This is a genomic window from Bradyrhizobium sp. CCGUVB4N (assembly GCF_024199945.1).
GTDB lineage: Bacteria > Pseudomonadota > Alphaproteobacteria > Rhizobiales > Xanthobacteraceae > Bradyrhizobium.
Window position 1 is genome coordinate 1,166,777 of the sequence record NZ_JANADP010000001.1, and the last position, 20,525, is coordinate 1,187,301.

Consider the following 20,525-nt stretch of genomic DNA (forward strand, 5'->3'; position numbering starts at 1 on the left):
GACCATGGCTTCGCAGAATTCAGCGAGCGGTAGTTTCACGGACTATCGAGACGACCGCCTCTTTGTCGAAGCTATCGAGAAGTGCTTCATCGTCCTCGAGGCCTTCGGGGCGCGCAGCCCCGCGATGAATATAGCGCAGCTGAGCCTCAAAACAGGGTTGGGACGCAGCGCAATCCAGCGGATTGTCTACACGCTAAGTGAGCTCGGTTATCTGCAGCGTGAAGAGGAGACCAAGCAACTGAGTCTGGCGCCTAAGAGCCTCAGCTTAGGTTCGCGATATATCGCAGCAGATAACCTAATTGAACTCGCTCAGCCGTTTTTGCGCGACATTGCTGAGCGGTTCGACGAGACGGTGACCCTCGCTCGTTTGGATCGATCCGAGATTGTCGTCGTTTCCAGTGTCCCGAGTTCGCAAGTTATTAGCGCCTCCGTGCCTGTCGGTGCACGGTATCCTATCGAGGGGTCTGCGTCCGGATGGGTTCTCGTGGCAGACATGCCCGAAATCGCGCAGCTGAAAATTGTCGAGAAGATCCGTTCGCGCACCGGTTCGCGATGGGCGTCCAATGACGAGCTGCTCAGGAGACTGGAAGAAGTTCGCGTACGTGGCTTTTCGCTTATCGAGCCGCCACTGTTCCTGGGTGGGCTGTCTATCGCTGCGCCGATCCTTAATGTGGATGGCACCGCTTGTGCCGCTTTGGCTGTGTCTTGCCCAACAGCCCGATGGTCCATCGAGGAAGCGAGCGCCCGCATCACCCCTATCATCGTTCACGCCGGGCATGCCCTATCTCGATTGAATGGCTGGCACGGCGGCGAGTGACGGCTGTCCAGATCTGGTATACTCAGGCATGGTCGAAAGCGATCGATCGCAGGGCTTGAGGATCGCAGGGAATGGATGTCCGGCATTTCAGATACTTTCTCGCAGTGGCCGAGGCGCTGAGCTTCGCAAAGGCTGCACGAGCACTGCATATGAGCCAGCCTCCGCTGTCCAAGCGCATTGCTGACATGGAGGAGGAAATTGGCGTCAAACTATTTGATCGGACGAGCAAGAAAGTCGAGCTAACACAAGCGGGCGAGGCACTTGTTCCTTACGCTCGCGACGCCATTCTGGCGTTTGACGCGGCCGTACGAGCAGCTCGGTCTCAATCCCCAAGTCGCAGGCACCGAGTGCGAATTGCTCTCCCGCCAGAAACGTCTCGGGTGGTGATAGAAGAATTGGTTCGCCGACTTGAGCAACTCCGGATTGAAGCTGAGCCTGTGGAAGCCTGCACTGCCGATCAGGAGAGCCTCCTGAGAGCAGGCGACATCGACATCGGCGTCCTTCGGCTTCCCTTCGATGATAGGGGGTTTTGGGTATCCCCCCCACTTGCTCAATCCCTTGGGATTGTGATGGATGCCACGCATCCACTTTGTTCCCAGCCAAGGATTTTCCTAGATGATCTTAGCCCATATCCCTTGGTGCAGTTCGCGCGACATTACGCTCCGGGCCTTTATGATGAGTTGCTCAGACTGTGCGCTGAAGGAGGATACTCTCCGTCAAAAATTCTCCATGGCGTTAGAATGACCGCGGCTCTCCTCCGAACGGAACAAGCGGTTACGTTTACGACGCCACGCTTCCTAAAGCGCCGTGGCGATGGAGGCACCAAAGAGCTCGTGTGGCGCTCGCTCCAGAATGATCCAATCCATTGGTGGACGTCGGCAGCATGTCGCCTTGAGGACCATAGGGGTTCCGTAAAAGCCGCGATCGAGGTGGTTTTGGCAACCGTGGAGCAACATGAAAACTGGCTACGGATTCCACGACCTGAAAAATTCGCTAAATGACGGAAGGCGGCTCCTCCTACATCTAACGACGCTTGAACGAGACCCGCGGGTCTTGGAGACTTCCGGCGATGACCTCTTTTTATCAGGTGGTTGCCGGCACCGCGCTAGAAGTATGTCGTCCCGCGCTGCGTCGCGACACTTGTAGACGTGGGCTATCAGCGCAAGATCGCCTCCCGACGGGAATATGTTGTTGTTCCTCGTCTACTGCATCTTGGCATCAGTTTATGTCCGCACAAGCCCAGTGATTGATCGAGCGGTACCGTCCTTGCTGGGTAAGCGCGAATTTCTCCGCATCCTTGCTTTTGAGTGCTCTAGCTAATGCATGAGGTGTCCGCCAAAATAAGTGGACACCTTGTGATGGCGACGGATGATCAGAAACCGCTGGTCCACGGCCTCGTGCCGGAACTGCAACGTCGTGGCCTGTTCCGCACCAAGTACGACGGCCCAGCCCTGCACGATACTCTTGGACTGCTCCAGCCGGAGGGCTGAGGTCGCGCGTGCCCACGCACGCTCTGCTCTTCAGCCTCCGCACCATGATCGTGCTACGACTATCCATCTGCGGCCTGAAAATACCGGCGCGACCAGTAAGCCATTGATAACGGACAGTTCTCAATAGGAGGACGCAGTCAGAGTCTACTCATGCAAAAAGCTTCGGAATCTCTTGTTCAATCAATCGCAATAATCGGGTGTTGCGCCTCCCCGCAACCAACTATGCTTGCGATAGCCAGCCATCCAAAGCCCCGGCCTCCGAAAGGAAGTCGGGCTTTTCTTGCTCGCCGAAAAGCGCAAGGATCGCATCCTTGACGCCAGCCTTCGGAGCATCTGTCCAAAAAAAGCCGCCCGCTGTTTAGTCGTGTGCCGCCGCACCCGGCATGATCCCGACGGCCCAAAAGTGGCCCACGCGCGAGAAAGTCCGCGCCGCCCCCGGACGTTCTCGCAAGCCTCTGGCGCCAACCCGAATTGAGGCCTCTAGCTAGGTCTCGCTTTGAATCATATCTCTGGAGAAGCGTTGAAGCCGCGGGGCGAGTTTCCTCCCCTGCGGCGCAACGTTGAGACCGGTACAGGATTCGCAGTGGCCGGCGCGCCGTACCGCTTCAGTCCACTCGGCTTCGCAGACGAGAAGGGGGTCCTATCCGCGATCAGGGAGACCATCGGTCGTTGGCGTCTCCCAGCAGTCGATCGCGGGCCAACGCGTCAAACGCACACTGCTGAAGCCCTGATGCTGTGGGTGACCTATCCGACCATCCGGTCGTGTCCTGTCCAGAAGTTCGCTCGTAGAACCTTCTTGTCGACCTTTCCGACCCCGGTCATCGGCAACTGTTTGACAAGCTGCACTTGTTTCGGCGCATGAGCAGAGCCTTTGCGGGATTTGACCAAATTGATCAACTCGTCGGGATTGGGGTTCGAACCTTCGCGCGGGACGACGATCGCGGTGACGGCCTCGCCCCATTTATCGTCAGGAATGCCCACTACCGCGACCATCGCGACATCAGGGTGCTCTGACAAGACGTCTTCAATCTCACGCGGGAAGATGTTGAATCCACCGGAAACGATCATGTCCTTCTTGCGATCAAGGATGAACATGTAACCACGCTCGTCCTTACGGGCGATGTCGTCAGTGTGCAGCCAGCCGTTCTTCAACGTTTCGGCTGTGATGTCTGGCTGCTTCCAGTATTCTGCCATGACGTGCGGTGCACGAACGCAGATCTCGCCTGCTTCGCCCGTTTCCACTTCTTGATCGTCGTCGTCGAGAATTTTTACATCGCATACCGATATCGGGAAGCCGCAAGAAAGGAACAATTCGGGCGTATTCGGATCGTGGTCGGCTTTGCGCAGCACCGAAACCGGATAGCACTCTGTTTGGCCGTAGAGCTGAGAGAATACCTGTCCGATTCTCTCGATCCCCTCGACTAGGCGGCTCGTCGACATCGCCGATGCACCGTACAAGACTAGTTCGAGTGACGAGAGGTCGGTCCTTGAGAGCGACGGATGATCGAGTAGCATGTAAATCATGGTCGGTACGAAGAGTGTGAAATTGATGCGCTCGCGCTGTATTGTGTGGAGCACCGCTTCCGGATCGAAGCCCTTCAGCATGTGAATGGTTCCGCCAGTCATCAAGGTCGGAAGCACCTTGGTTCCTGCGACATGGCTGATCGGAGCGACGGCAAGATACCGAGCTGCCTCCGGAATCTCGAAGTCGGCCAGGATTGCGCCGGCGAATCCGCCATATTGGCGGTGGTATCGAAGCGCTCCCTTCGATCTCCCTGTGGTCCCGCCCGTATAGTTGAGAATTGCGATGTCGTCGGGTTCGGCGAAGCTGCGCGGGGTTACGTGTCCGACGGCTTCGATGGTCTTCAGCAGATCGGTACCGTATTGAGCGCGACCTAGGGTAAACACTGCTTTCAGCCCGGCAGCGCTCGCCGCGAGCTCGCCGCCTCGATCGTGGAACGCAGCCGCGTCGACTATCAGCATCGCGGACTCTGAGTCCTCAAGCTGAAAGAGTTGATCTTGAAGGGAGCCGAGCGGGTGCAGCCAAGTGATGCCGAACCTGGCGAGCTGCGCCGCGACGCTCGCGCACCACATGTCTGCCCGGTTGGCGGTCAGGAGTGCGACGCGCGATCCTGGAGGCAGATTCATCTGCATAAAGACGCTCTGCATGCGTCCAATCAGGTCGAAAGCGCCTCGATAGCTTAGGGTCCCCTCCGGCCAGCTAAAGGCTGTTCGGGAGGGGTAGCGTGCGAGCGCCCGCAGGGTTTGCTCGCAAACCGCAGGGAAAGCGTGGAGTGACATGTTTCCACCTCGTCTTGGTTGTTTCTTTTCTGGCCCTGCTCATCCAAGGAAGCTGGGCGAAGTCTTCGTTTGCGGGGCACGGATCATCGCGCCTGGCCGGCGCCGCGGAATTCCGTGATGGTCTGCGCGATCAAATCATCAACGGACAGGATATTTCTGACTCCGGAAGTTGAATGCCCGCCGCTCCAGATGTCCCGCCACCTCGTCGGCCGAGCTTCCCGCGCGGCGATGTCAATGTCGTTCCCGATTTCGATCGAACCATGCGGCGGCAGGTTGTCCGGTTCGAGGCCCGCTGCCTTGATCGACGGCCTCAGCATGTTGGTCTGCAATCCCGTGAACGCGGTAGTCAGAAGGACATCGTCCGCAGAGCTCTCTACGAGCATCTGCTTGTATCTCTGATCAGCCATGCTCTCGCGAGTCGCGATGAACTTGGTTCCCATGTAAGCGAGATCACAGCCCAGTGCCTGCGCCGCTCGCAGGGCGACACCGTCGCTAATTCCGCCGGCGAGCACGATCACACCGTCGAAAAACGTGCGGACCGCGCGGACGAACGCGAATGGATTGAGCCAGCCGGTCTGGCCGCCAGCCCCTGCCGTCAACAGCACGAGACCGTCGACGCCTGCCTCTACTGCTCGTTCTGCGTGCCGAATGGACGCCACGTCAGCAAGAACCATGACGCCGGACTCCTGAAGCGGTCGAAGCACGGGGGTAGGGGATCCGACCGAGGTGATGACCATCTCTGCCTTGTGTTTAAGGACGACCTGCAGATCCTCTGACAGGCGGGCATTGGATTTGTGTACGATCAGGTTCGGACAGACCGGCGCATGGCGTCTCTCGGTTTCGGATTGGTAACGGTGCAGGCGCTCGTTGATCGTAGTTAGCCAATGATCGAGCTCGTCGGCGCTGCGGCAATTCACCGTCGGGAATGATCCTATTACCCCGTTTCGGCTCGCGGCCACGACGAGTTCGATGCCCGAGACGAGGAACATCGGGGCCGCGATCAACGGTAAGGCTAGGCGATCCTGAAACTGTGCCAGTTGCTTCGACGAGTCCACCTTCTCTCCTTCGATCGCACTTTGTAGCCATCTGAGAACGGAAGCCGCACGGACTTCCAAATCCGTGCGGCTCGGATGCTCCTAGTTGGACAACTTGCCTTCGATGATCGGACCAAAAGTGACCCAATTGTCTCCTTCAAATTTCATCAACTGCATCTGTTCGATCGGGAAATGATCGGTAGGCGACGTGTTGAGAGTGATTCCGGGGAGCAAAGTCGAGGGTGCGAAACCATTCAGGCTTTCTGAGACCTTCATGATGTTCTCCCGGGTCAGGTTATCCCCCGCCTGCTCGAGAATATATTGGAGTGTTTGAAGAGCTGCATAGGAGTAGGTAACGAGGCTGCTATTGCGGTCTGCATCAGGTGCGTACTTCTGCAAGAAGCGTTCGCATTCCTGAATGCCTGGGTCGTTCTTCCAACGAGGGTCTGTCGGGTCTTTGTAATACCCTGCGCTGATGATGCCTTGCGCGTAGTTGAGGCCGGCCGGTTTGATCACCGCTCCTACGGAGCTCGAAACGTTGTTGAGGATATGGACAGGCTTCCAATCCAGCTCGCCCATCTTCCGAATCGCCATCGCGGCAAATTTGGGCTGGCTGAGATTGAGCAGCAGATCTGCTCCTGACGCCTTCAGCTTGACGATCTGCGAATCGATCGTGGGGTCGCTAAAGTCGTAGGTCGCCTCAGCGACGATCATCGAGGTCTTGTCGCCGAGCCCATCCTTGACGCCTTTGTATATGTCCTTGCCGTACTCGTCGTTGGCAACGAGGACGGCCACCTTCGCGGCGGGATGTTCCTTCAGAACCCATTTTGCATAGATCCGACCTTCCGATTGATAGGATGCATTGAAGGGCATCGTCCACGGAAACGCTTTCGGATCCTCGCCGAACCTCGTGCCCCCGGTGGCGAGCATGAGCTGCGGCACCTTCTTCTGGTTCATGTACTTCATGATGGCAAGATTCGGCGGAACACCGAGCGTCTGGTAGAGGAATAGGACTTCGTCGCTTTCAACCAGCTTGCGGGCCTGCTCGACCGTTTTCGGCGGGCTGTAGGCGTCGTCATACGAGATCCAATTGATCTTCCGTCCGTGGATTCCGCCCTTTTCGTTGATCATCGTCACGTAGGCAGAAGCGATCTTTCCCACGATGGCGTAGGCGGAAGCGGGCCCGCTGTAGGGCAGGATATTTCCAATCTTGATCTCGGTGTCGCTCGCGCCCGGGCCGTACTGCTTCTGGGCCAATGCTTCCTGCGAACCGATTGTGATGCCAGCGGCGACGGCAAAAAATATCAAACCACGCATATTCAGCGCTCCTCCTGTCTCGTTTTTGCTTGATCGTTTGGACGCCTGGACGTCCCGCAGCTCTCTCAAAGCGGTGCCATTGTCACCGTTGATTTCGGCATCAAAGTTTCTTCTGTCTGTAAATTTATCAAGCAATATCAAATTATTGCCGATATTTTACAGCAGTAAAAATTATGACACTGACGTCATGTTACTAAAGTTGGACTTTTGGTCAAGCCCACGCTCCCCATATGTGTGTTCTCAACTCGCTCCTAACGTGAAGGTGCGGCTGATGATTGCCGCAATCGACAAGCTCGAAGTTCGGCGCGCTGGAGCCAAGCTCGGCGGCGGCGAGAAGCGCATCGAGGCCCAGCATGGCCGCGGCAAGCGGGTGCGTCAGGCGTGATCCGGGCGGCCAGGATTGTCCTACGCGCGAGAAAGTTCGCTCCGTCCCCAACGTTCTCGCAGGCCTGTCAAACGCCAACCCGAATTGACGCCTCTAGGTCTCGCTTCGAGTCTCACGCAGAGGTCAGCGGCCGGTACTCGGGACCTAGGAAATTTCATACGGCAGAACGTTTCGCCGATTGCGATGGACCGTCAACCTGCTTTTCAACGGAGGCACCGCGCGTTGTGCGCAGTCTGCACGTTCGCAAATGCGGCAAGAGATTCCGATCGGATCGTAAGCACCTTTGCTCGTCAGATCGAGCCCATCGGCATACACGAAATCTCGTGCGTAGGAGATTTCACATCCAAGGGCGATCGCATAGCGCGGCCGCAGTGTTCCGAACCCACCGTGGCCTTTAGCGAGTTCGGTCGCAATGCAGAGAAAGCGCACGCCGTCCGGTGTTTCTGCGAGCTGCCGAATGATGCGGCTCGGTGACTCGAACGCCTGATGCACATTCCATAGTGGGCAAGCTGCGCCATAGCGCGCGAACTGCAATTTCGCTGCGCTATGGCGCTTTGTGATATTTCCCGCGCGGTCGACACGCGCGAAGAAAACCGGCACGCCCTTTTGACCCGGCCGTTGTAGCGTGGAGAGCCGGTGGGCAATTTGCTCCAGGCTCGCGCCGAAACGGGCCGCGATCAGGTCAAGATCGTGACGCAACTCTTTAGCGGTCGTTAGGAATGCCTGATACGGCAGGATCAGTGCTCCCGCAAAATAGTTCCGCAGGCCGGCCTTGCATACCTCGCGCGCGTCAGCCGTGCGAAACTCGGCACGTTTCGCAATTTTTTCGATCTGGTCTTCCTGCTCAAGCGCAGCGATCTGAAGCGCCATTTGAAAGCTGCGTGTCGCGGCAGGCAGATATGGGCTCAAGAAGAGGATTCGCGATGCAGGGTCGAAGCGCCTCAAGGAGCTATCGCCAGGATCCGTTCTCCGGATCAGCACGCCGTGTTGGTTCTCCAAATGCTTCGCGAGCGCTGCGTTTGCGTCGCTGTTGGCGATGTCGAGCTCAAGCGCCAGACTCTCGGCTGAGACGTCGAGATCGTGAACATAGTTGTCGGTGAAGTGAAAGAAGTCGCGAACCTCCTCATAGGGGGTTGGTTCGGTGCTCCAGCCGCCGATGTGGTCATCCAGGCTTGCGAGTTGTTCGCTATTGCGCCGGTAGGCCTGATGGCAACTGAGCAGCGCCTGCGCAAAGCTAGGTGCGTTCTGAACGACGAGCTTCAGCTCCTGGAGGCTGGGGGAGTGGGGGGAGAAGACGGGATCGGCCAATGCTTCCGATAGTATTGCGATGAGCCGATCGCCGTCGTTCGTCGATATGGAACTCAGGTCTATCCCAAATCGCTCGGCCAGAAGAACCAAAACCGATGCCGAGACCGATCGCTGGTTGTTCTCGATCTGATTTATATAACTAACTGAAATACCTAATCTTTCCGCGAACGCTGTCTGGGTCAGCTTCGCTGCTTCGCGGACCTCGCGAACCCTTCGTCCGATATAGAGCTTGCCAGTCGACATTTTTTTGCAACTTTGCAATTTTCGTTTTGCAAATTTGTATCATGTGCAGTTGTGCCTCTTCAAGCCTTTCGCGGAGGCGCTTTGCCTCGTACGGAGACCGCTCCCTTCTCCAATCGAGCTCATGATGATGATTTACAATTCAGGCGTGCTCCGCAGCGCACCGCGCCGCATTAGCCTCGACTTGGCGATGATCGTAAGCGCTTCGCTGCTCATTGCCGTCTCAGCGAAGGTTCAGGTCCCGTTTTATCCGGTGCCAATGACCATGCAGACCTTCGTGGTCTTCGGCATCAGCCTAACCCTCGGTCCGATCCGAGGCAGTCTTGCCGTACTCGCCTATCTTTTCGAGGGCATTGCAGGGCTTCCTGTCTTTGCCGGCTCTCCCGAAAAGGGCATCGGTCTCGCCTACATTCTGGGACCGACGGGTGGCTACCTGCTCGCTTGTCTCCCGGCCGCGCTGTTGGCTGGTTACCTCGCTGAGCGTGATCGGAATGGCTCATTCCTGTCGATCGTAGCGAGCGCCGGGGTCTTCCTCGCAACTATTTATGCTGCGGGTCTCCTATGGCTTGGGATCGTCATCGGGTTCGATGCACCACTGCTTCGGCTCGGCTTCTTTCCATTCATCATCGCTGACTTGCTGAAAGTGACTGCAGTCGCCCTCGCATTCCACTTCTGGCGAGGTTGGACGAACAACGGGCGAGGCCAAGCCGATGCTTGAAGTGATCGAAATGCTCGAGGCTCGTCGTGCCGGCGCCAAGCTCGGCGGCGGGGAGAAGCGCATCGAGGCGCAGCACGCCCGCGGCAAGCTGACCGCACGCGAGCGCATCGAGCTCTTGCTGGACAAGGGATCGTTCGAGGAGTTCGACATGTTCGTCGAGCACCGCTCCACCGAGTTCGGCATGGAGAAGACCAAGGTGCCGGGCGACGGCGTCGTCACCGGCTGGGGCACCGTCAACGGCCGCAAGACGTTTGTCTTCGCCAAGGACTTCACGGTGTTCGGCGGCTCGCTCTCCGAGACCCACGCGCTGAAGATCACCAAATTGCAGGACATGGCGATGAAGGCGCGGGCGCCCATCATCGGCCTCTATGACGCGGGCGGCGCGCGCATCCAGGAAGGCGTCGCCGCGCTCGCCGGCTATTCCTACGTGTTCCGCCGCAACGTGCTGGCCTCGGGCGTGATCCCGCAGATCTCCGTCATCATGGGCCCCTGCGCCGGCGGCGACGTCTATTCGCCGGCGATGACCGACTTCATCTTCATGGTGAAGAACACCAGCTACATGTTCGTCACCGGCCCCGACGTGGTGAAGACCGTGACCAACGAGGTCGTTACCGCCGAAGAGCTCGGCGGTGCCTCGGTGCACGCCACGCGCTCCTCGATCGCGGACGGCGCCTTCGAGAACGACGTCGAGACGCTGTTGCAGATGCGGCGCCTGATCGACTTCCTGCCGTCCAACAACAGCGACGGCGTACCGGAATGGCCGAGTTTCGACGATATCGGCCGGATCGACATGTCGCTCGATACGCTGATCCCTGACAATCCGAACAAGCCCTACGACATGAAGGAGCTGATCCTGAAGGTCGTGGACGAGGGCGATTTCTTCGAGATCGCCGATATGTTCGCCAAGAACATCGTCGCCGGCTTCGGCCGCATCGCCGGCCGCACCGTCGGCTTCGTCGCCAACCAGCCGATGGTGCTGGCGGGCGTGCTCGACTCCGACGCCTCGCGGAAGGCCGCGCGCTTCGTCCGCTTCTGCGATGCCTTCAACATCCCGATCGTCACCTTCGTGGACGTGCCGGGCTTCCTGCCGGGCACCGCGCAGGAATATGGCGGCCTGATCAAGCACGGCGCAAAACTGCTGTTCGCCTATTCGCAGTGCACCGTTCCGCTGGTCACCATCATCACCCGCAAGGCCTATGGCGGCGCCTTCGACGTCATGGCCTCGAAGGAAATCGGCGCCGACATGAACTACGCCTGGCCGACCGCCCAGATCGCGGTGATGGGCGCCAAGGGCGCGGTCGAGATCATCTTCCGCAGCGACATCGGCGACCCCGACAAGATCGCCGCCCGCACCAAGGAATACGAAGACCGCTTCCTGTCACCGTTCATCGCCGCCGAGCGCGGCTACATCGACGACGTCATCATGCCGCACTCGACGCGGCGGCGGATCGCGCGGGCGCTGGCGATGCTGAAGGATAAGAAGGTGGAGATGCCCGCGAAGAAGCACGATAATTTGCCGTTGTGAGATAGCAGTGTTCAAAAAAATTCTGATCGCCAATCGCGGCGAAATCGCCTGCCGGGTCATCAAGACCGCCCGCAAGATGGGAATTCAGACGGTTGCCGTCTATTCCGAGGCCGACCGCGACGCCCTCCATGTCGAGATGGCCGACGAGGCCGTGCTGATCGGCCCGCCTGCCGCGGCCGAGAGCTACCTGGTGATCGAGAGGATCGTCGAGGCCTGCCGCAAGACAGGCGCCGAGGCCGTGCATCCCGGTTACGGCTTCCTGTCCGAGCGCGAGGCGTTTCCGCGCGCGCTGGAGGCGGCCGGCATCGTCTTCATCGGCCCCAACCCCGGCGCCATCGCGGCAATGGGCGACAAGATCGAATCCAAGAAGGCCGCCGCAAAAGCAAAAGTCTCGACCGTGCCCGGCTATCTCGGCGTCATCGAGGACGACAAGCACGCGGTGCGCATCGCGGACGAGATCGGCTACCCCGTGATGATCAAGGCCTCGGCCGGCGGCGGCGGCAAGGGCATGCGCATCGCGCATTCGAAATCCGAGGTCGCCGAAGGCTTCAATCTCGCCAAGGCCGAGGCCAAGGCCTCGTTCGGCGACGATCGTGTCTTCGTTGAGAAGTTCATCGTCGATCCCCGGCACATCGAGATCCAGGTGCTGGGCGACAAGCATGGCAACGTGATCTATCTCGGCGAGCGCGAATGCTCGATCCAGCGCCGCAACCAGAAGGTCATCGAGGAGGCGCCGTCGCCGCTGCTCGACGAGGCCACCCGCCGCAAGATGGGCGAGCAGGCCGTCGCGCTGGCCAAGGCCGTGAACTATGATTCAGCCGGCACGGTCGAGTTCGTCGCAGGACAAGACAAGAGCTTCTACTTCCTGGAGATGAACACGCGCCTGCAGGTCGAGCATCCCGTCACCGAACTCGTCACCGGCGTCGATCTCGTCGAGCAGATGATCCGCGTTGCCGCCGGCGAGAAGCTTGCCCTCGCGCAGAAGGACGTCACGCTCACCGGCTGGGCCGTTGAGTCGCGTCTCTATGCCGAAGACCCGTTCCGCAACTTCCTGCCCTCGATCGGAAGGCTGGTGAAATATCGTCCGCCGGCTGAGTTAAGCAAGGACGGCATCACCGTGCGCAACGACACCGGCGTGCAGGAGGGCGGCGAGATATCGATCCATTACGATCCGATGATCGCAAAACTCGTCACGCATGCGCCGTCGCGCGCGGCCGCGATCGAGGCGCAGGCGACTGCGCTGGATTCGTTCTATGTCGACGGCATCAGGCACAATATCCCGTTCCTGTCGGCGCTGATGCATCATCCGCGCTGGCGCGAGGGCAATCTGTCGACGGGCTTCATCGCGGAAGAATTCCCCAAGGGCTTTTCCGTGCGCGTGCCCGAAGGCGAGGTCGCGCGGCGGATCGCCGCGGTCGGTGCCGCCATCGATCACGTGCTTGGCGAGCGCAAGCGCCAGATCTCCGGCCAGATGGGTGGCCGCGTCGTGCAGCGCGAGCTTCGCCGTGCCGTGTGGCTCGACCGCCAGGAGATTTCGCTCGAGGTTGCGCGTGAGGGCGAGGCGATCGCGATCCGCTTCATAGATGCCGAGGGCAAGGTCGGCAACGTGCGTCTGTTGCAATCCGCATGGAAGCCGGGCGATCCGGTCTGGCAGGGCACGATCGACGGCCACTTCGTCGCGGTGCAGGCGCGCCCGATTGCCAACGGCATCCGCCTCGCGCATCAGGGCGTCGAGGTGCCGGTCTATGTCTGGACTGAAGCGGAAGCGGCCTCGGCGCGGCTGATGCCGGTGCCGACGGCCTCCGACACCGGCAAGAAGCTGCTCTGTCCGATGCCCGGGCTCATCGTCTCGATCGCGGTGACCGAGGGGCAGGAGATCAAGGCCGGCGAGACGCTCGCGGTCGTCGAAGCCATGAAGATGCAGAACGTGCTGCGCGCGGAGCAGGACGGCACCGTGAAGAAGATTCACGCCAGTGCCGGCGCGACGCTCGCGGTCGACGCGCTGATCCTGGAGTTCGGATAGCGCATTCTCTAAACGAGCAACCGACGATCAAGAAAATCAGATGGGAGATCCCACATGGTAGCTGCTTCGGGCTCGCAGACGGTCGGAGCAAACGGCCCTCTTGCCGGCGTTCGTATCGTAGAATTCGCCGGGATCGGTCCCGGCCCCTTCGCTTGCATGATGCTGGCAGACATGGGCGCCGAGGTTGTGACCCTTGACCGTGTCGGTGCTGCCAGGAATTTGAAGGGAATTGCGGCGCGTGGTCGCAAGTGGGTCAATGTCGACCTGAAGGATGACAAGAGCAAAGGCGATGTCATCGAGCTTCTCTGTACGGCGGACGCCCTGATCGAGGGCTTCCGTCCGGGCGTGATGGAGCGCCTAGGGCTAGGTCCCGACGTTATTCTCAACCGCAATCCTCGAATTGTGTACGGGCGGATGACCGGTTGGGGGCAGCATGGTCCCCTCGCGAACGCAGCGGGTCACGACATCAACTACATCTCGATCACGGGCGCGCTCGCCGCAATCGGTACACGCGAAAGACCGATCCCGCCACTCAATCTGGTCGGTGATTTCGGCGGAGGTGCCCTCTATCTCATCGTCGGTGTTCTTGCGGCGCTGATGGAAGCGAAGACGTCGGGGAGGGGACAAGTCGTGGACGCCGCAATGTGTGACGGAGCAGCCTCGTTGATGACCATGTTCTTCGACATGAGCGCTACTGGGGACTGGGTCGAAGGCCGCGAGCAAAACATGCTGGACGGAGGTGCGCATTTCTACGGTGTCTTCGAATGCGCTTGCGGCAATTTTGTTTCGATCGGATCCATCGAGCCGCAATTCTACGCGCTGTTGCGACAGCATGCAGGCCTGCTTGATCCTGACTTCGATGCTCAGATGGATGCCGCAGCCTGGCCAAAGCTGAAGCAAAGACTTGCGGCAGTTTTCAAGAGCAAGACACGCGAGGAGTGGTGCAAGATCATGGAAGGGACCGACATTTGCTTCGCCCCGGTCTTGACGATGACGGAAGCCTCGCGCCACGAGCACATGGTTTCGCGGGAGGTCTTTCTTACGCGCCATGGGGTTCTACAGCCTGCTCCGGCGCCGCGGTTCTCGAGGACACCCTCAATGGCCCGCGACCCAGAAGAACTGTCGCTCGCGGCGGTCATGGGCTCCTGGAAGAATCGCCAGTAGGTCAATTTTCGTAGGGGGATTGTCGATGCCGTGCAGACCCGAGCCGGAGTTTTGCGCCGATGTGCAAGGGGGCCCAGACCGTGACGCCGGATGACTTGCCGCTGGCGGCGGATTTTCCCAAGGCGACCGTCGAAGACTGGCGCAAGCTGGTCGACGGCGTGCTGAAGGGCGGGCCGTTCGAGAAGCTGGTCGGCAAGACCTATGACGGCCTCAAGATCGAACCGCTTTATCCGCGCGCCAAGGGCGTTTCGCCGGTAGTCGGACGAGCCGCGGCGGCGCCGTGGCAGATCATACAGCGGATCGACCATCCCGATGCGGCGATCGCGAATGCGCAGGCGCTGACCGATCTCGAGAATGGCGCGACCGGGCTCTCGCTGGTGTTCGCCGGCGGCACTGGCGCACATGGTTTTGGTCTGGAACCTTCGGCTGAAGCCGTTGCAAAGGTCTTGAAGGACGTCCATCTCGATGCCGGCATCGGCATAGAGCTCCAGATCGGGCCGCAATCGCGGATGGCCGCGATCCATGTTGCGGAATATGTGAAGAGCAACGGCCTCTCGCCTGCGGCCTGCAACATCCGCTTCGGGCTCGATCCGCTCGCGGCCGGTGCCGTGTGGGGCCACAGCCCCTTCACATGGGACGAGATCGTTCCCGCCGTCACTGGCGCCATCAAGGGCCTCGCGGCGCTCGGCTTCAAGGGACCGTTCGCATCCGCCGACGGACGCGTGATCCACGATGCCGGCGGCTCCGAGGTGCAGGAGCTTGCCTTCGTGCTGGCCTGCGGCGTCGCTTATCTGCGCGCGATCGAAAGCGCCGGCGTTCCGCTGGAGCAGGCGCAGGGCATGGTCTACGCGCGGCTTGCCGCGGATGCCGACCAATTCCTGACCATGGCGAAATTCCGCGCACTGCGGCTGCTCTGGGCGCGCATAGAAACGGCGTGCGGGCTCACGCCGAAGCCGCTATTCATCGCCGCCGATACGGCCTGGCGCATGCTGACGCAGCGCGACCCTTACGTGAACATGCTGCGCGCGACCATCGCGACCTTCGCGGCGGGACTTGCCGGAGCCAACGCGATCACCGTGCTACCGCACACGCTGGCGCTCGGCCTGCCCGATCCGTTCGCGCGGCGCGTGGCGCGCAACACGCAGCTCCTGCTGCTGGAAGAGAGCAGCCTCGCCAGGGTCAGCGATCCCGCGGCCGGCACAGGCGGCATCGAGACGCTGACGGTGCAGCTTTGCGAGGCCGCCTGGGCGCTGTTCCAGGAGAGCGAGAAAGCCGGCGGCGCCTTCGCCGCGCTTCAGCAAGGCCTGTTCCAGGGCAAGGTGGCGGCTGCGCGAAAGGTGCGCGACGCCAACATCGCCAAGCGCCGGGACGTGCTGACCGGCGCCAGCGAGTTTCCGAACCTGCAGGAGAGCGAGACCGCAGTGCTGAAGGCGACGCCGGTCGCACTCGCGCCTTATGGCGAGCAGAAATACAAGTTCGTGCCGCTGCCGCCGATCCGTTTGGCGGAACCGTTCGAGGCGCTGCGCGACAAATCCGATGCGGCACTCAAAGCGCGCGGCGCGCGGCCGAAGGTGTTTCTGGCCAATCTCGGCACGCCCGCCGATTTCACCGCGCGCGCGACCTTTGCCAAGAGCTTCTTCGAGGCCGGCGGCATCGAGGCCCTCGGCAGCGAGGGCTTTGCCGATCCGGCCAAGCTCGCGGCCGCGTTCAAGGCCTCGGGCGCCGCGATTGCCTGCCTCTGTTCCAGCGACAAGATCTATGCGGAACACGCTGAGGCCGCGGCGAAGGCTCTGCAATCGGCCGGCGGCCGACACATCTATCTGGCAGGCCGCCCGGCCGAGGCGGAGACGGCGCTGCGTGCCGCCGGCGTCGCCGGCTTCATCTTTGCCGGCGCCGATGCGCTCGCAACACTGCAGGACGTCTATCAGTGGACCGAACACGTATAGGGCTAGATTCAGCGCCTCGCGCGCTCAACGGCGATTGGACGAAACGATGACCCGTATTCCCAATTTCGGCGATGTTGCGTTCGAGAAGGTCGCAAGCCCCGCGCCCGCGGGACGCGCCGAACCGTGGCTGACGCCCGAAGGCATTCCGGTGAAGAGTGCTTACGGCGAAGCCGATCTCGCCGGGCTCGAATTCCTCGACACGTATCCAGGCATCGCGCCATACCTACGCGGCCCCTATCCGACCATGTATGTCAACCAGCCCTGGACCGTCAGGCAATATGCCGGCTTCTCCACGGCGGAGGATTCCAACGCGTTCTACCGCCGCAACCTCGCCGCCGGCCAGAAGGGCCTCTCGGTCGCTTTCGATCTCGCCACCCATCGCGGTTATGACAGCGACCATCCGCGCGTCGGCGGCGACGTCGGCATGGCCGGCGTGGCCATCGATTCCATCTACGACATGCGCACGCTGTTCGCGGGGATTCCGCTCGACCAGATGAGCGTGTCCATGACCATGAACGGCGCGGTGCTGCCGATCCTCGCGCTCTACGTCGCCGCCGCCGGCGAACAGGGCGTGCCGCCGGAGAAGCTGTCGGGCACCATTCAGAACGACATTCTGAAAGAGTTTATGGTGCGCAACACCTATATCTATCCGCCCGCGCCATCGATGCGGATCATCTCGGACATCTTCGCCTACACCTCCACGAGGATGCCGAAGTACAATTCGATCTCGATCTCCGGCTACCACATGCAGGAAGCCGGCGCGACGCAGGACCTCGAACTCGCCTACACGCTCGCCGACGGTGTCGAATATCTGCGCGCAGGTCTTGCCGCGGGCCTCGACGTCGACCGCTTCGCGCCGCGGCTGTCGTTCTTCTGGGCCATCGGCATGAACTTCTTCATGGAAGTCGCCAAGATGCGCGCCGCGCGCCTGTTGTGGGCGAAGCTGCTCAAGCCGTTCAATCCGAAAGACCCGCGCTCGCTGTCGCTGCGCACGCATTCACAGACGTCGGGCTGGTCGCTGACCGCGCAGGACGTCTTCAACAACGTGATGCGCACGACGGTGGAGGCGATGGCGGCGACGCAAGGCCACACCCAGTCGCTGCACACCAATGCGCTCGACGAGGCCTTGGCGCTGCCGACCGACTTCTCGGCACGCATCGCCCGCAACACCCAGCTGTTTCTGCAGCAGGAGAGCGGCACCACGCGGATCATCGACCCCTGGGGCGGCTCCTACTACGTCGAGCGGCTCACGCGCGACCTCGCGGCCAAGGCATGGGGCCATATCCAGGAGGTCGAGGAGCTCGGCGGCATGGCCAAGGCCATCGAGGCCGGCGTGCCCAAGCTGCGCATCGAGGAGGCCTCGGCCAAGACCCAGGCCCGCATCGATGCCGGCAAGCAGGCGGTGATCGGCGTCAACAAGTACAAGCCGACCGATGAAGCGCCGATCGACATCCTCAAGGTGGACAACACCAATGTCCGCCGCCTGCAGATCGACAAGCTGACGCGGCTGAAGAGCGAGCGCAACCAGACGGACGTCGATGCCGCGCTCGCCGCGATCACGCGTTCGGCCGGTGAAGGCAACGGCAATCTGCTCGCGCTCGCGATCGACGCGGCGCGCGCCAAGGCGACCGTCGGCGAAATTTCGAATGCGATGGAGAAGGTGTTCGGCCGCCACCGCGCCGAGATCAAGTCCATCACCGGCGTCTACAAGCGGGAGGCGTCCAGCATGGGCAACCAGGTCGAGAAGGTTCAGGCGCTGATCGACGCCTTCGAGGAGGCCGAGGGTCGCCGCCCGCGCATCCTCGTCGCCAAGATCGGCCAGGACGGCCACGACCGCGGCCAGAAGGTGATCGCGTCGGCGTTCGCCGATATCGGCTTCGACGTCGACATCGGGCCGCTGTTCGCGACCGCCGACGAAGCCGCCCGGCAGGCGGTCGAGAACGACGTGCACATTCTCGGTGTCTCCTCGCTCGCCGCCGCCCACCTCACCGCGGTGCCCGAGCTCAAGGCCGCACTGAAGAAGCAGGGCCGCGACGACATCATGATCATCGTTGGCGGCGTGGTGCCGCCGCAGGATTACGACGCGCTCTACGCAGCCGGCGCAGAGGCGATCTTCCCGCCAGGCACGGTGATTGCGGAGGCGGCGGAGGAACTGATCCGTAAGCTGAATGCCCGGCTCGGGCATAGCGAGGCAGCCTAGCGCCCTGGCTCCCAAACCGCCGCTACATTGAGGTTGCGCTTCGATCTATCGGTTCTGAGCAGAAGAATACCCATCATGCCGACTCTTGAATCGATACGTCACGAGATAGATCGCACGCGCCTTCAGGTTGGGCGTCAGCGCAGAGAGATCGCCCGTCTCCGACGCGCTGGGATACGCGTCGACGCGACGGAGGCAATTGTGGAGAGAATGATAGCGAAAATCGAAGAATTGTGCCTCCAACGCAACGAGTTGGCAAAAGCCAGACCTAATCCTGCGAAGGGCAGAGTCGGCCACCGAGGATGCTGAGACGGGCGGGGCCGGTCCGACTGCCTCGCGAATTCGGTTTAAGGACGCGTCCGCTACCAGCACGCACTTGACCTCTTGTCAGGACGCCGCCGAACTGCCCGGGCGGACAAGGATGGGAGTAGACCGGCTAAGGCTCAGGATGAGGAGACGGCGCTATGCGTAGCAATCGTCCAGCTTAGTTGGATATCGGTTGCCGGGATTGGCTCAAACTTACCCATGATGGATCGGAGCGATAGTTAAATATCTTCAAATAGCTAGAGGCCGCGACGTGTGCACCAAGAGATCAGGAAAAATCTCAGGAGGGCCAACGGAATCCATCCGAGAGCACGACAAGCGGATAATGCCCGCCAATCTGTTGCGTCTTGAGCTCCGGCTAAGCCATGAAGCTGGGTGACGGTTTGCACTGCGAGTCCGTTTTGTGGAGTAGCGCGATCCAGCAGCAGAGAAGCTAAACGCGTCGGCGCTCATGAAGCTTGCGGAAGTCATCACCGGCGTGGTGTGAGGATCGCGTCAGTGGCGTGGCGGAGGCCATCAGAAATCCCTTGGCATAGGCAGTCTTCTCATAGGCCTCGAACTCATCTGGAGGCACGAAGCGGACTACGGCATGGTGTTTGCGCGTCGGTTGGAGATACTGCCCGATGGTCAGGAAATCGACGTCGGCGGAACGCAGATCGTCCATCAATTGTAGCACCTCGCTGCGGTCCTCGCCGAGCCCCACCATGATTCCCGATTTGGTGAAGATCCGCGCGTCGAGCTCCTTGACGCGTTGCAGGAGCCGGACTGAATGGAAATAGCGAGCACCGGGACGCACCGTGAGATACTTTGACGGAACCGTTTCCAGATTGTGATTGAATACATCTGGTCGCGCTGCAATGACCGTTTCGAGTGCGCCGTGCTTGCGCAGGAAATCGGGCGTAAGAATTTCGATTGACGTCGCCGGGCTCGTTGCGCGGATCGCAGCAATCGTTGCGGCGAAATGGGCGGCGCCGCCGTCGGCGAGATCGTCGCGATCGACCGAGGTCACGACCACATGCTCAAGTCCAAGCTTAGCCACAGCGTCGGCGACCTTGCCGGGCTCGTCGGCATCGAGCGGGCCGGGCAAGCCGGTGCGCACGTTGCAGAACGCGCAGGCGCGCGTGCAGGTGTCGCCCATGATCATGAAGGTGGCGTGCTTCTTCGCCCAACACTCGCCGATGTTGGGGCAGCTCGCTTCCTCGCAGACGGTGACGAGCTTGTTCTCGCGCACGATACGTCGCGTCTCCGTCCATTGGGCGGAGCCGGGAGCTTTCACGCGGATCCATTCGGGCTTGCTTTGCAGCGGCGTGTCCGGGCGGTTCGCCTTTTCGGGATGGCGCGGCCTCTCGGCCCCCTGTGTTGTGCGCGGATCGTTGTTGAGCAGATCGAGTATCACCGTCATGCACCCATCCCCCTGCGATGTATCAGAGCCGAACATGCCGGCGGCTTCGCTCACGCTGCGTGATACGTCTCGACTCGCGCAAGCAATCGCGCGGTAACAATGGAGCCACGCGTGCTTGGTTGCTGACATTCAGCTATCGCGACGATGCGCGTCAACCTGATTTGTGATCGCGTGTTGTTCGCGCTCGCATAACGGAGCGAACCCTTGCGCGGATGCTCCAGTTCCAACGGGCCGCGCGGGGTGGCAGGCATGGCGCCTCGCATGCAAAACGGTCCGTCCGAGCGATCCGATATTTCGGGTGGTCACTCTAGCCGGTTTTCCGGAGCTTCAGACG

14 protein-coding genes are annotated in these 20,525 nt (G+C 60.9%); 9 read left to right on the forward strand and 5 right to left on the reverse strand.

Annotated elements, in window-relative coordinates; genetic code table 11:
* Positions 1-4 precede the first annotated feature (4 nt).
* The 3 genes from NLM31_RS05470 to NLM31_RS42935 all read left to right on the forward strand — a co-directional run bounded on the left by NLM31_RS05470 (position 5) and on the right by NLM31_RS42935 (position 2,307).
* A complete protein-coding gene (locus NLM31_RS05470) occupies positions 5-817 on the forward strand; it encodes an IclR family transcriptional regulator (RefSeq protein WP_254099599.1) in 813 nt (270 codons plus the stop codon).
* Positions 818-888: 71 nt separating this feature from the next.
* Positions 889-1,818, forward strand: coding sequence for a LysR family transcriptional regulator (locus NLM31_RS05475; protein ID WP_254128348.1), 930 nt, complete (start codon positions 889-891; stop codon positions 1,816-1,818).
* A 357-nt stretch (positions 1,819-2,175) separates the two neighbouring features.
* A complete protein-coding gene (locus NLM31_RS42935; protein WP_256562434.1) occupies positions 2,176-2,307 on the forward strand; it encodes a hypothetical protein in 132 nt (43 codons plus the stop codon).
* Between the two features lie 744 nt (positions 2,308-3,051).
* Here NLM31_RS42935 and NLM31_RS05480 read toward each other — a convergent pair.
* The 4 genes from NLM31_RS05480 to NLM31_RS05495 all read right to left on the reverse strand — a co-directional run bounded on the left by NLM31_RS05480 (position 3,052) and on the right by NLM31_RS05495 (position 8,895).
* Positions 3,052-4,608, reverse strand: coding sequence for an AMP-binding protein (locus tag NLM31_RS05480; RefSeq protein ID WP_254191693.1), 1,557 nt, complete (start codon positions 4,606-4,608; stop codon positions 3,052-3,054).
* An 83-nt stretch (positions 4,609-4,691) separates the two neighbouring features.
* A complete protein-coding gene (locus NLM31_RS05485) occupies positions 4,692-5,663 on the reverse strand; it encodes a nitronate monooxygenase family protein (protein WP_254191694.1) in 972 nt (323 codons plus the stop codon).
* A gap of 81 nt (positions 5,664-5,744) precedes the next feature.
* Positions 5,745-6,959, reverse strand: a complete 1,215-nt coding sequence (locus NLM31_RS05490) for an ABC transporter substrate-binding protein (protein ID WP_254196136.1) — start codon at positions 6,957-6,959, stop codon at positions 5,745-5,747.
* 529 nt (positions 6,960-7,488) lie between these two features.
* Positions 7,489-8,895 carry a short-chain fatty acyl-CoA regulator family protein gene (locus NLM31_RS05495; protein ID WP_254191695.1) on the reverse strand — a complete coding sequence of 469 codons (1,407 nt, stop codon included), beginning with the start codon at positions 8,893-8,895 and terminating at the stop codon, positions 7,489-7,491.
* Between NLM31_RS05495 and NLM31_RS05500 the strand changes: the two genes are divergently transcribed.
* The 6 genes from NLM31_RS05500 to scpA are packed head-to-tail and all read left to right on the forward strand — an operon-like array spanning position 8,882 to position 18,468.
* Positions 8,882-9,610, forward strand: coding sequence for a biotin transporter BioY (locus NLM31_RS05500; protein ID WP_254191696.1), 729 nt, complete (start codon positions 8,882-8,884; stop codon positions 9,608-9,610). The two genes, NLM31_RS05495 and NLM31_RS05500, sit on opposite strands and share 14 nt — an antisense overlap.
* Positions 9,603-11,135 carry an acyl-CoA carboxylase subunit beta gene (locus tag NLM31_RS05505; protein WP_254191697.1) on the forward strand — a complete coding sequence of 511 codons (1,533 nt, stop codon included), beginning with the start codon at positions 9,603-9,605 and terminating at the stop codon, positions 11,133-11,135. Before NLM31_RS05500 ends, NLM31_RS05505 begins: the two co-directional genes overlap by 8 nt.
* A 7-nt stretch (positions 11,136-11,142) precedes the next feature.
* On the forward strand, positions 11,143-13,158 hold the full coding sequence (locus tag NLM31_RS05510; protein ID WP_254191698.1) for an acetyl/propionyl/methylcrotonyl-CoA carboxylase subunit alpha: 2,016 nt from the start codon (positions 11,143-11,145) through the stop codon (positions 13,156-13,158).
* Between the two features lie 54 nt (positions 13,159-13,212).
* Complete coding sequence (locus NLM31_RS05515; protein WP_254191699.1) at positions 13,213-14,322, forward strand: CaiB/BaiF CoA-transferase family protein; 1,110 nt, start codon at positions 13,213-13,215, stop codon at positions 14,320-14,322.
* A 59-nt stretch (positions 14,323-14,381) separates the two neighbouring features.
* Positions 14,382-16,268 carry a methylmalonyl-CoA mutase family protein gene (locus tag NLM31_RS05520; RefSeq protein ID WP_254191700.1) on the forward strand — a complete coding sequence of 629 codons (1,887 nt, stop codon included), beginning with the start codon at positions 14,382-14,384 and terminating at the stop codon, positions 16,266-16,268.
* A 46-nt stretch (positions 16,269-16,314) separates the two neighbouring features.
* Positions 16,315-18,468, forward strand: a complete 2,154-nt coding sequence (scpA, locus tag NLM31_RS05525) for a methylmalonyl-CoA mutase (RefSeq protein WP_254191701.1) — start codon at positions 16,315-16,317, stop codon at positions 18,466-18,468.
* 754 nt (positions 18,469-19,222) lie between these two features.
* Here scpA and lipA read toward each other — a convergent pair.
* Entirely contained in the window at positions 19,223-20,191 is a 969-nt protein-coding gene (gene lipA / locus NLM31_RS05530; protein WP_254191702.1) for a lipoyl synthase, read from the reverse strand.
* Positions 20,192-20,525: the final 334 nt, after the last annotated feature.